General features: G+C 73.0%; 14 protein-coding genes. 9 read left to right on the top strand and 5 right to left on the bottom strand.

Annotated elements, in window-relative coordinates; genetic code table 11:
• Positions 1-2 precede the first annotated feature (2 nt).
• From H958_RS0126545 to H958_RS0126560, 4 genes are all read left to right on the top strand, one after another.
• Positions 3-848, top strand: coding sequence for a sugar phosphate isomerase/epimerase family protein (locus tag H958_RS0126545; protein ID WP_028060858.1), 846 nt, complete (start codon positions 3-5; stop codon positions 846-848).
• 71 nt (positions 849-919) lie between these two features.
• The gene (locus H958_RS0126550) at positions 920-2,044 is read left to right on the top strand and encodes a Gfo/Idh/MocA family protein (protein ID WP_037411484.1); all 1,125 of its coding nucleotides are present in this window, start codon (positions 920-922) and stop codon (positions 2,042-2,044) included.
• Positions 2,041-3,180, top strand: coding sequence for a dihydrodipicolinate synthase family protein (locus tag H958_RS0126555; RefSeq protein ID WP_037411485.1), 1,140 nt, complete (start codon positions 2,041-2,043; stop codon positions 3,178-3,180). The genes H958_RS0126550 and H958_RS0126555 overlap by 4 nt, the downstream gene beginning before the upstream one ends.
• Complete coding sequence (locus H958_RS0126560; protein ID WP_037411487.1) at positions 3,177-3,965, top strand: sugar phosphate isomerase/epimerase family protein; 789 nt, start codon at positions 3,177-3,179, stop codon at positions 3,963-3,965. Before H958_RS0126555 ends, H958_RS0126560 begins: the two co-directional genes overlap by 4 nt.
• Here H958_RS0126560 and H958_RS0126565 read toward each other — a convergent pair.
• A complete protein-coding gene (locus tag H958_RS0126565; RefSeq protein ID WP_037411488.1) occupies positions 3,962-4,939 on the bottom strand; it encodes a LacI family DNA-binding transcriptional regulator in 978 nt (325 codons plus the stop codon). The genes H958_RS0126560 and H958_RS0126565 overlap by 4 nt on opposite strands.
• 26 nt (positions 4,940-4,965) lie before the next feature.
• On the opposite strand from H958_RS0126565, the gene H958_RS0126570 reads away from it, so the two are divergent.
• Genes H958_RS0126570 through H958_RS0126585 form a run of 4 tightly spaced genes read left to right on the top strand, consistent with a single transcriptional unit; the run spans position 4,966 to position 8,583 of the window.
• Positions 4,966-6,255 (top strand): FAD-dependent oxidoreductase, encoded by a 1,290-nt coding sequence (locus tag H958_RS0126570; RefSeq protein ID WP_028060863.1) that lies wholly within the window; start codon positions 4,966-4,968, stop codon positions 6,253-6,255.
• A 15-nt stretch (positions 6,256-6,270) separates the two neighbouring features.
• Positions 6,271-7,869 carry a GMC family oxidoreductase gene (locus H958_RS0126575; RefSeq protein WP_028060864.1) on the top strand — a complete coding sequence of 533 codons (1,599 nt, stop codon included), beginning with the start codon at positions 6,271-6,273 and terminating at the stop codon, positions 7,867-7,869.
• The gene (locus tag H958_RS0126580; protein WP_028060865.1) at positions 7,866-8,261 is read left to right on the top strand and encodes a hypothetical protein; all 396 of its coding nucleotides are present in this window, start codon (positions 7,866-7,868) and stop codon (positions 8,259-8,261) included. The genes H958_RS0126575 and H958_RS0126580 overlap by 4 nt, the downstream gene beginning before the upstream one ends.
• Positions 8,262-8,271: 10 nt before the next feature.
• On the top strand, positions 8,272-8,583 hold the full coding sequence (locus tag H958_RS0126585) for a Dabb family protein (RefSeq protein ID WP_028060866.1): 312 nt from the start codon (positions 8,272-8,274) through the stop codon (positions 8,581-8,583).
• 4 nt (positions 8,584-8,587) lie between these two features.
• Here H958_RS0126585 and H958_RS0126590 read toward each other — a convergent pair whose 3' ends face one another.
• Both H958_RS0126590 and H958_RS44120 read right to left on the bottom strand, forming a co-directional pair.
• Positions 8,588-8,971, bottom strand: coding sequence for a hypothetical protein (locus tag H958_RS0126590; protein WP_028060867.1), 384 nt, complete (start codon positions 8,969-8,971; stop codon positions 8,588-8,590).
• Entirely contained in the window at positions 8,968-9,564 is a 597-nt protein-coding gene (locus H958_RS44120) for a hypothetical protein (protein ID WP_051324855.1), read from the bottom strand. The genes H958_RS0126590 and H958_RS44120 overlap by 4 nt, the downstream gene beginning before the upstream one ends.
• A 200-nt stretch (positions 9,565-9,764) precedes the next feature.
• Between H958_RS44120 and H958_RS40615 the strand changes: the two genes are divergently transcribed.
• Positions 9,765-10,100 carry a response regulator gene (locus tag H958_RS40615; protein WP_196807588.1) on the top strand — a complete coding sequence of 112 codons (336 nt, stop codon included), beginning with the start codon at positions 9,765-9,767 and terminating at the stop codon, positions 10,098-10,100.
• Positions 10,101-10,176: 76 nt separating this feature from the next.
• On the opposite strand, the gene H958_RS0126605 is transcribed toward H958_RS40615, so the two are convergent.
• Together H958_RS0126605 and H958_RS0126610 are read right to left on the bottom strand one after the other, a co-directional pair.
• Positions 10,177-11,136, bottom strand: coding sequence for a quinone oxidoreductase family protein (locus tag H958_RS0126605; RefSeq protein WP_028060868.1), 960 nt, complete (start codon positions 11,134-11,136; stop codon positions 10,177-10,179).
• 13 nt (positions 11,137-11,149) lie between these two features.
• Entirely contained in the window at positions 11,150-11,509 is a 360-nt protein-coding gene (locus H958_RS0126610) for a cupin domain-containing protein (RefSeq protein WP_028060869.1), read from the bottom strand.
• Positions 11,510-11,526: the final 17 nt, after the last annotated feature.

Raw genomic sequence — 11,526 nt, forward strand, 5'->3', positions numbered from 1 at the left:
CGATGAAGATCGGCGCCAACACATGGATCTGGACCTCCCCGCTCACCGATGAGCGGCTGGCCCAGCTCGCGCCGCGGCTGCGCGACTGGGGGTTCGACGTCGTCGAGCTCCCGGTCGAGCAGCTAGGGGACTGGAGTGCGGAGCGCGCCGCGGAGGTGCTGGCCGAGCACGGGCTCGGCGCCTCGATCGCGGTCGCGATGGCTCCGGGGCGCGAGTTGTGCGGCGCCGACCAGGAGACGATCGCGTCGACCCAGGCGTTCCTGCGGGAATGCCTGGTCGTCGCGAAGACGGTGGGGGCCGGCGCGATCGCCGGTCCCATCTACACGTCGACCGGGCGTACCTGGCGGATCACGCCGGAGGACCGCGTCCGGCTCTACGCCGAGCTGCGCGAGAGCCTGGCGCCGGTCGCCGACTTCGCCGGCGAGCTCGGCGTCAAGATCGGCCTGGAGCCGCTCGTCCGCTACGAGACGAGCCTCTGCAACACGGTCGAGCAGACGCTCGAGGCGATCGACGGGCTGCCCGGCTCGGTCGGCCTGCTGCTCGACACCTACCACGCCAACGTGGAGGAGAAGGACTTCGCCGAGTCGTTCCGGCTCGGCGGCCCGCGCCTCGTCCACGTCCACGCCTCGGCCAACGACCGTGGCGCGCCGGGCGCGGACCACATCGACTGGGACGGCTTCCGCGACGCGCTCGCCGGCACGGGCTACGACGGCCCGGTGGTGATCGAGTCCTTCACGGCCGACAACGAGACGATCGCGACCGCGGCCTCCGTGTGGCGGCCGCTCGCGGAGACGCAGGACGCCATCGCCGTCGATGGATTGAAGTTCCTCCGGGGCTTGCTCGGCTGACGATCGGGCGCTAGGCTGCGGCCGTGGCAAACGCTTTCCACGGGGAACCGCGACGCACCGTCGGCGTCATCATGAACGGGGTCACCGGCCGGATGGGGATGAACCAGCACCTCATCCGGTCGATCCTCGCGATCCGCGAGCAGGGCGGCATCGCCGTCGCCGGCGGCGATCCGATCTGGCCCGAGCCGCTGCTGGTGGGCCGCAGCGAGTCCAAGCTGCGCGCCCTGGCCTCGGCACACGGGCTCGAGCGCTGGACGACCGACCTGGACGCCGCGCTGGCGGAGCCGGAGTACGAGGTCTACTTCGACGCCCAGCTCACCTCCGCGCGGCCTCCCGCGGTGGAGGCGGCGATCGCGGCGGGCAAGCACGTCTACTGCGAGAAGCCGGTCACGCCCGGCGTCGAGTCGGCGCTGGTGCTGGCGCGGGCCGCCCGCGACGCGGGCGTGAAGGTCGGCGTCGTGCAGGACAAGCTCTTCCTGCCGGGGCTGGTCAAGCTGCGCCGGCTCGTCGAGTCCGGCTTCTTCGGGCGCATCATCGCCGCGCGCGGCGAGTTCGGCTACTGGGTCTATCCCGGGCCCGATCCCAAGCCGCAGCGCCCGTCGTGGAACTACCGGCGCGAGGACGGCGGCGGGATCGTCAGCGACATGTTCCCGCACTGGCGCTACGTGCTGGACAACGTGTTCGGGCCGGTGCGCTCGGTGTGCGCGACGGCCGCGACGCACATCCCGGCACGGGTGGACGAGGCGGGCGCCGCGTATGACGCGACCGCCGAGGACGCCGCGTACGCGATGTTCGAGATCGAGGGCGGCGCGATCGTGCAGATGAACTCGTCCTGGTGCGTGCGCGTGCACCGCGACGAGCTGTTCGAGCTGCAGGTCGACGGCACGCACGGCAGTGCCGTCGCCGGCCTGCGCGAGTGCGCGGTCCAGCCCGCGGTGACGACGCCGAAGTCGATCTGGAACCCGGACCTGCCCGATCCCGTCGCGCACCGCGCGCAGTGGACCGAGGTGCCGGCGACCGAGCCGCCCGAGAACGGCTTCAAGCTCCAGTGGGAGGCGTTCCTGCGCCACGTGGTGCTCGACGAGCCGTTCCCGTGGGACTTCCTCGAAGGCGCCCGCGGCGTGCAGCTCGCCGAGCTCGGCGAGCAGTCCTGGCGCGAGCGCCGCTGGGTCGACGTGCCGGAGCTGGCGCTGTGATCACGCTCCCGCGCGCCGACGGATCGCTCGAAGCGTACGAGCCGGCGGCGCGCGAGCCGCTGCCCGCGCTCGGCGCCGAGCCGCGCACGCGCGTCGCCTTCGCCGCCGCGCACGTCGTCGCCGACCCGCTCGCCGGCGGCGATCCGACCGGGCCCGCGCGGCTCGACTGGGAGGCGACGCTCGCGTTCCGCCGCCACCTGTGGTCGCACGGCCTGCGCGTGGCCGAGGCGATGGACACCGCGCAGCGCGGGATGGGCCTGGACTGGGTGGCGACGCAGGAGCTGATCCGGCGCTCGGTCGCGGAGGCTCACGCCGTCGGCGGCAAGCTCGCCTGCGGCGCGGGCACGGATCAGCTGGAGCGCGCCGGCGCGTCGGTGGACGACGTGCGCCGCGCCTACCAGGAGCAGCTCGCGTTCATCGAGGGCGAGGGCGCGCCGGCGATCCTGATGGCCAGCCGCGCGCTCGTACGCGCCGCGCGCTCGGCCGACGACTACCGCGAGGTCTACGGCGAGCTGATCGCCGGCGCGCGCGAGCCGGTGATCCTGCACTGGCTGGGCGACATGTTCGACCCGCAGCTCGCCGGATACTGGGGCACGGAGGATCTCGACGAGGCCGCCGAGGTGGTGCTCTCGATCATCGAGGCCAACCCGTCCCAGGTCGACGGCATCAAGGTCTCGCTGCTCGACGCCGGGCGTGAGGTGGCGCTGCGCGAGCGGCTGCCGGAAGGCGTCCGCATGTACACGGGCGACGACTTCGACTACCCGGAGCTGATCGGCGGCGGCAGCGACGCGCTGCTCGGCATCTTCGATGCGATCGCGCCGGCCGCGGCGGCCGCGCTGCACGCGCTCGACGAGGGCGACCTCGCGCGCTACGACGAGCTGCTGGCCCCGACCGTGCCGCTCTCGCGCCACATCTTCTCGGCGCCCACGCCGTACTACAAGACGGGCGTCGTCTTCCTCGCGTTCCTCAACGGCCACCAGTCGCACTTCCGGATGGTCGGCGGGCTGGAGAGCGGGCGCTCGGTCCTGCACCTGGCGGAGCTGTTCGTGCTCGCCGACCGCGCCGGGCTGCTGCGCGATCCCGAGCTGGCGAGCGAGCGCATGCGCCACGTGCTCGCGCTCGCGGGCGTGACGTGAGCCGGCTGAGCTTCAACTCGATGACCGCCGACCGCTGGTCGTTGCCCGAGGTGGTCGAGGCGTGCGCCGAGCACGGCGTCGAGTGGATCGGGCCGTGGCGGCACAAGCTGGCGGAGATCGGCGTCGGCGAGGCCGCGCGGCTGATCTCCGAGGCGGGCCTGAAGGTCTCCAGCCTCTGCCGCGGCGGCTTCTTCACCGCCGACGGCGCCGACGAGGACAACCGGCGCGCGGTCGAGGAGGCCGCCGCGCTCGGCGCCGGCGTGCTCGTGCTGGTCTGCGGCCCGCCGGCGTCGAGCGATCTCGCCGCGGCGCGCGCCGCGATCGAGCGCGGCATCGAGCGACTGCTCCCGCACGCGATCGAACACGGCGTGAAGCTCGGCATCGAGCCGCTGCACCCGATGATGATCGGCGAGCGCTCTGCGATCGTCACGCTCGGCGAGGCGACCGAGATGGCCGCGCGCATCGGCGATCCGCACGTCGGCGTCGTGATCGACGTCTACCACGTCTTCTGGGACCCGCACCTCGACGAGGAGATCGCGCGCGCCGCCGGCCGCATCCTCGGCTTCCACGTCAACGACTGGCTGCCGGCGACCAAGGACACGCTGCTCGAGCGCGGGATGATGGGCGACGGCATCATCGACCTCGCGCGCATCCGCGGGCTCGTGGACGCCGCCGGCTACGACGGCCCGATCGAGGTCGAGATCCTCAACCCGGCGGTCTGGGACCTTCCGCGGGCGGAGCTGATGGGCACGGTGATCGAGCGGTTCGAGCGATGCGTGGCCTAGCGCGGCGCCGTGGTGGCGCGCGGAGCGAGCCTGTGCTCGAGCACGGTCTCGGCGCCGCCGCCGTCCTCGGCCAGGATCGCCTGCGCGGCGAGCCGGCCCATCTCGTGCAGCGGCGCGGTGACCGTCGTGAGCGCGACGAAGCGCGCCGGGCGCGTGTCGTCGATGCCGGCGACCGACACCTGGCCCGGGACGTCGACGCCGGCCTCGCGGAGCCGCATCAGCACGCCGATCGCGGCGTCGTCGTTGGCCGCCACGACCGCGTCGGGGAGCCGGTCGCGCGCCAGCAGCCGGTCGGCCGCGGCGACGCCGTCCTCGTAGGAGAAGCCGCCCGGCACGCGGTCCTCGCCGCCCGCGCGCCTGAAGCCCGCGAGCCGCTGGGTGCTCGTGTGCAGATCGGGCGGGCCTTCGACGAACGCGATCCGCGCGTGCCCGAGCGAGCGCACGTACGCGGTGATGTCGTAGGCCGCGGCCTCGTTGTCGAACACGATCGAGGGCGCGTCGAAGTCGCGCTGCGCCAGCGCGAGGACGATCGTCCCGCCCTCGCGGGCGCCGGCGACCGCCGCGGCGAGCGCGGTCGTGCTCGGATCGCCGGCGCGGCCGCTGCCGGCGAACACGATCCCCGCCGCCTTGTAGTCGCGCAGCAGCTTGACGTGCTCGAGCTCGGCGCTGGTCCTGAGGTCGGCGCTGCAGACCATCGTGAGGTAACCGAGCCGCGCCGCGACGTCCTCGACACCGCGCGCGATCTCGGCGAAGTACGGGTCGACGATGTCGCCGACGATCACGCCGACGATGCGGCTGCTGCGCGTCGCGAGCGCGCGGGCGAGCGCGCTCGGCTCGTAGCCGAGCTCCTGCGCCGCGCGCAGTACGCGCTCGCGCGTCGCGGCCGACACGGGGTGCGCGGAGCCGTTGAGCACGCGCGAGCAGGTGGCGATCGAGACGCCCGCGTGCCGGCTGATGTCGTTGAGCGACGCCACGGCGCTTACGTTACGGAGGTGGAGCGATGATCGACCTGGTCGTCGTGGGCGGGGGCATGGCCGGGCTCGCCGCGGCCGCGCACGCGGCGGAGCAGGGCCTGCGTGTCGTCGTGCTGGAGAAGACGCGCCGCGTCGGCGGCTCCTCGGCGCTGTCGGCCGGGATCCTCTGGACCGCGCCTGACATGCAGACCATGCGCGAGGTCGTCCCCGGCGGCGATCCCGAGCTCGGCCGCGTGCTCGTCGAGGGGCTCGAGCCCGCGGTCGAGCGCGTGCGCGCGGCGGGCGTCGAGGTCAGCGAGCGGTGGTATGGGCAGATGGGCTTCGGCGTCGCCTACCGCGCCGACATCCACGCGCTGCACCGGCACTGGGTGGACACGATCGAGGCTGCCGGGGGAGAGATCAGGCTCGACGCGCCGGTGCGGGCGCTGCGGTTCGGCGAGACGGGCGCGGTGACCGGCGCGGGCGACGTCGAGGCGCGCGCGGTCCTGCTCGCCACCGGCGGCTTCCAGGGCGACTCCGAGCTGGTCAAGCGCTTCCTCGGCTGGGACGCCGACCGAATGCTCCTGCGCTCGAACCCGGGCAGCACGGGCGACGGCTTCCGCCTGGCGGCGGCCGCCGGCGCGGCCGCGAGCCGCGGGCTCGGCGGCTTCTACGGCCACCTCGTGCCCGCGCCGCTGGCCGCGTTCGAGCCCGAGCACTACCTGCCGCTGACGCAGTACCACTCCCGCCACTCGATCCTCGCCGACCTCCAGGGCCGGCGCTTCACGGACGAGTCGCTCGGCGACGAGGTCTCCAACCAGGCGGCGCTGCGGCTGCCCGGGATGCGCGCCGTGCTGCTGTGCGACGAGCGCGTGCGGCGCGAGCACGTGATCGGGCCGCCGTATCCGCACGGCCAGGTGATCGACCGCTTCGCGCTGGCGTCCGAGCTCGGCGCGAACCTCGCGTCGGCGGACACCGCCGACGCGCTGGTCGCGCGCGTGGCGGACTGGGGCTTCGACGCCGCCGGGCTCAAGCGCACGCTGATCTCCTACGAGTTCGGAGGGCCGCAGGACGCGCCGCTGCCGGCCGAGCCGCTGCCGCTGCGCGAGCCGCCGTTGCACGCCGTCGAGGTGCAGCCGACGCTCACGTTCCCGCTCGGCGGCGTGCGTGTGGACGCGTGGGGAAGGGTGCTGGACCGCGACGGGCGCGCGGTGGAGGGGTTGTACGCGGCGGGCGGCGACGCCGGCGGGCTGCAGGGCCCGCGCTACGTCGCCGGGCTGGCGCTCGGGCTGGTGTTCGGCCCGCGCGCCGCCGACGCGGTGATGATGGACAACTAAAGGAGGAGAACGGCAATGGGCTCAGGGGCTGACCCCGACGTCCTGATCGTCGGGGCGGGTCCGTCCGGCGCGATCGCCGCCAAGCGGCTCGCGGAGGACGGCTTCAAGGTGCTGGTGCTCGAGCAGGGCGACTGGCCGGACTACTCGCGCGCGACGGTCACGCGGCATGACTTCCCGCTCACGGCGGGGCGCGACTGGGGCTGGGATCCGAACGTCCGCAACGCGCCGGGCGACTACCCGGTCGACGACTCCGACTCCGACATCACGGCGCTGATGTGGAACGGCGTCGGCGGCGGGACCGTCGTCTACGCGGCCCAGTGGCAGCGCAACATGCCGTCGGACTTCCGCGTGCGCACGCTCGACGGCGTGGCCGACGACTGGCCGCTCACCTACGAGGACCTCGAGCCCTACTACGTGCGCGTCGAGCGCGACTTCGGCATCTCCGGGCTCGCCGGCGACACCGCGTTCCCGCCCGGCGAGGGACCGCCGCTGCCGCCCGTCCCGCTCGGCCCGGCCGGCCGGCGCGTGGCGCGCGCCCACAACGATCTCGGCTGGCACTGGTGGCCGGCGCCGCTCGCGATCGCCACGCGCCCCTACGGGCGGCTGAACCCGTGCGTGCAGCGCGGCACCTGCCTGCAGGCGTGCGCCGACGGCGCCAAGGGCACCGCGGACATCACGCACTGGCCGGCGGCGCTCGAGCTCGGCGTCGAGCTCCGCGTGCGCGCGCGTGTGCGCGAGTTGACCATCCGACCCGACGGCCTGGTCGGCGGCGCGGTCTACCTCGACGAGGACGGCGGCGAGCACGAGGTGCGCGCCGGCGTGACGATCCTGTGCGCGAACGGCATCGGGACGCCGCGGCTGCTGCTGCTCTCGGATCTCGCGAACTCCTCGGGGCTCGTCGGCAAGCGGCTGATGATGCACCCGTTCGGCACGGTCGTCGGCGTCTTCGACGACGACATGCGCGCCTGGCAGGGTCCCTGGGGCCAGTACATCCACTCGCTCGAGTTCTACGAGACCGACGAGTCGCGCGGGTTCGTGCGCGGCGCCAAGTGGGGGCTGCAGCCGACCGGCGGGCCGTTCTCGATGACGAGCGCGTATCCGTGGGGCGCCGAGAACGCGATCTGGGGCGAGGGCTTCCAGGACGCCGTGCGCGCGCGGCTCGGCCACTCGGCGATGTGGGGCATCATCGCCGAGGACCTGCCGGAGGAGTCCAACCGCGTCGTGCTCGACCCGGTCGGCACCGACGCCCAGGGCGTGCCGGGCGCGAAGATCGAGTACCGGTTGTCGGAGAACTCGCGCCGGCTGGTCGAGTTCCACCAGGCGCGGGCGCGCGAGTCGCTGCTCGCCGCCGGCGCCCGCGAGGTGGTCGTCGCGCCGTTCATCCGCGCGACCGGCTGGCACCTGCTCGGCACGGCGATGATGGGCACCGATCCCGCGAGGTCGGTCGTCGACCCGCAGGGCCGCACGCATGACGTCCCGAACCTCTACGTGTTCGACGGCAGCGTCTGGCCGACGTCGGCGGGCATGAACCCGACGGCGACGATCGCCGCGCTCGCGCTGCGCTTCACCGAGCAGCTGATCGCGGCGCGGCGCGACCAGCAGGTGGCGGCATGAACCGCGCGCAGCTGCGGGCGCTCGCCGACGAGCTGATCCCCGCCGGCAGCGGGATGCCGTCCGCCTCCGAGGCGGGAGTCGCGGATCGCTACCTCGACGAGCTGCTGGCCGCGCGGCCCGACCTCGCGGAGCCGCTGGCGACGGCGCTCGAGCAGGTCGAAGGACTGGCGCCGGGCGCCGCGATCGCGCGCCTTCGCGACGCGCATCCTGAGGGCTGGGGCGTGCTCACGGCGATCGTGCCCGGCGCGTACTTCCTCAACCCCGAGATCCGTGCGGCGATCGGCTACCCGGGACTGGAGGCGCGTCCGATCGGCGGGGACGCGGACCACGCCGACCTGCTCGACTCCGTGATCGCGCGGGGTCGCGTCTTCCGTCCGACGCCGCGTGGTTGACTGCCGCCCCATGCCGACACTCACACCTGGACGCGTCCGTCACTCCGTCGTCTTCCGGCTCAGGCACGACGAGGGATCGGAGGCCGAGGCGGACTTCCTGCGCGCCAACGCCGCGCTCGCCTCGATCCCCGGCGTCGAGGCGTTCGAGCTGATGCGCGAAGTGAGCCCCAAGAACGAGTACCGCTTCGCGCTCACGATGGAGTTCGCCGACCGCGACGCCTACGCCGCCTACAACGAGCACCCGGAGCACGTGAAGTTCGTCTCCGAGCGCTGGGACAGCGAGGTCGACGACTTCCTGGAGATCGACTCCGAGACGCTCTAGCGCCCTAGGCGTAGCGCGCGACGGTAAAGCCGATCAGCATCGGGACGTGCACCGCGTAGACGACGAGCGAGAGGGTCAGCACGATCAGCGGGCCGCCGGAGAGGTGGTTGCGGACGAACGCGTACTCGATCAGCCCCGCGGTGATCGCGTACGCGAGCAGCGCCCACTTCGCGACGTCGATGAAGCGGTCCCAGGCGAAGCCTTCGACGCGCTGCAGCGAGACGAGGTTGCCCAGCAGCAGCAGCGCCGAGGCGGCGAGCAGCACGATCGCCGGCGCGAGCGGCACGCGGTTCGGGAGGTGCGCCGAGAGGTAGATGCCTCCCGCCACGATCAGCGCCAGCGAGGTCATGCCGACCTGCGTCACCGGTGGGAGCCGCCGCTCGGTCATCCCGTCGCGATCTTGGTCATGATCACCAGGGTCGCGACCTGCATCACGCCGGTCGCGCCGGCCGTGTAGATGAATCGCTTCATCAGGTGCTCGATCACCCGCGGGTCGGGGCGCGGCTTCTTGAGCTCGATCAGCACCGCGACGTTCGCGGGCTCGAGCAGGCCGAGCGCGATCACGGCCATGATGCCGACGACGATGTAGCTCGCGACGATCCAGTCGTGGTTGGCGTAGCTCGAATCGACGGTGCCGAGCAGGTGCCCGAGCTGCCAGCCGGCCGCGAGCGTGATCGTCACGACCGTGGGCATGATCAGGACCATCTTCGGCATCAGCTTCGTCGTCAGCTCGACGCGCGCGGGGATCGAGAGCCGGCCGAGGATCGGGCCGAGCACGAGCCCGACGAAGAGGTCGATGACCGTCCACGCCGCGCCGAAGACGACGTGCAGGAACTCCAGCGGCCACAGCTCGTTGGCGGCGATCGCGACGATCAGCGCGGCGAACAGGACGCCGACGATCGGAAGGCCCCTGAGCGGGACGACCTGGAAGTCGGGGCGCGCGACCTCCGCCGGCGGCGCGGGAACGGCGACATTCGCCACGCGCAGATCTTATGGGGTTCCCACGGGGTATTCCTTTCGGTGGGAAACACCGACAAGAAGGCTGGTCAAAGGACCAGACGTTTCGCCAGGACCCGCCGTGCCGCGCGGCGGGTCCCCCTGAACTATCGGGATTGCCCGATGGCTGCGCGCCGATCCCGCCCGTACGCTGTTGAAGGAGCATGGGCCATGGAGTTTTGATCGTGGATGACGACCCGGGATTCCGGCGGATCGCGCGCACGCTGCTTGAAGCGCGCGGCCTGAGCGTCGCCGGCGAGGCCGCCGATGGGGCCCAGGCCCGCGCCGCGTGCGCCGAGCAGCGCCCGACCGCACTGTTGCTCGACGTCAACCTGCCGGACACCAACGGCCCGGAGCTCGCGCGGGAGCTGATCGCCGAGGCGCCGGGCCTGCGCATCCTGCTGACCTCGACCGATCCTTCGGTCGGCCCCGTCGACGGCATCGCCGACTTCCTGCCCAAGACCGAGCTGGTCGGGGCCGACCTGCACCAGTATCTCGGGGGACCCGACAACCACGGTTAGCGCTGGAAACGGGCCCTCGGGCGCACGGGAACGCGAGGTTCGTTACCCGCGGTGCTCGTGCGTCGGAAGCGCGACTTCAGGGCAGCAGGATCAGCTTGCCGGTCGTGCGGCGCGCTTCCAGGTCCTCGTGTGCGCGGCGCGCGTCGGCGAGCCTGTAGCGGCCGCCGATGCGGACGTCGAGCTCCCCGCCGGCGACCCGGCCGAGCACGTCGGCCGCGCGCTCGAGCAGCTCCTCGCGCGTCGCGGTGTAGTCCGGCAGGCCCGGGCGGGTCAGGTAGAGCGAGCCCTTGCGCAGCGCCTCCGGCTCGTACGGATCCGGCGCGCCGCTGGCGGCGCCGAACAGCACCATGTGCCCGCGCCGGCGCAGCGCCGACAGGCTCTCCTCGAACGTGGTGCGGCCGACCGAGTCGAATGCGACGGCCACGCCGCGCCCGCCGGTGAGCTCGCGCACCCGTTCGCCGAACCGCTCGTAGCCGATCGTGTCGTCGGCGCCGGCCGCGCGGGCGAGCGCGGCCTTCTCCTCGGTCGACGTCGTCGCGATCACGCGCGCGCCGCGCCGCTTGACGAGCTGCGTCAGCAGCAGCCCGACGCCGCCCGCGGCGGCGTGGATCAACACGTCATCGCCGTCCTGCACCGGATACGTCGACGTGCAGAGGTACTGGGCGGTCATGCCCTGCAGCAGCACGGCGGCGGCCTGCTCGGCCGAGACGCCGTCCGGCACCGGGACCGCCGCGTCCGCGTCGACGACCACGCGCTCCGCGTAGCTGCCGGGGGCGGCGGCCCAGCACACGCGGTCGCCAGGGGAGAAGTCGCCGGCGCCCTCGAGCACCGTGCCGGCGCCCTCGGCGCCGCAGATCAGCGGTGGCGTGTTCTTGTACGCCGCGCCGCGCCCCTCGCGCTCGTAGACGTCGCGGAAGTTGACGCCGGCCGCCGCGAGCTCGACGAGCAGCTGCCCGGCACCGGGCCGGGGGTCCAGCTCGTCGCGGGGCTCGAGGACCTCGGGGCCGCCGTTGGCGGTGATCACGATCGCGCGCATGCGGATGGCCCCGCTAGATCTCGCGCTCGGCGACGGTCAGCTCGCCACCGGCGTCGCCGGTGTTCAGGGTCCCGCGCGGCTCGATCAGCAGCACGTGCGTGTCCTCGTCTGCGCACGGGCAGTGCTCGACGCCGCGCGGGACCACGAACAGCTCGCCCTTCTCGAGCACGACGTCGCGATCGCGCAGCCGGATCGTGAGCCGGCCCTCGAGGACCAGGAAGAAGTCGTCCGTGTCGTCGTGCTTGTGCCAGACGAACTCGCCCTTGATCCGCACCACGGCGAGCTTGTAGTCGTTCATGTAGCCGACGATCCCCGGCTGGTAGACCCCTTCGAGCAGCGAGATCTTCTCGGCCAGGCTCACCTTGTCATCCATGCGGCGAGTCTATGGTT

The organism is Candidatus Solirubrobacter pratensis, from assembly GCF_000425945.1.
Classification (GTDB): Bacteria; Actinomycetota; Thermoleophilia; order Solirubrobacterales; family Solirubrobacteraceae; genus Solirubrobacter; species Solirubrobacter pratensis.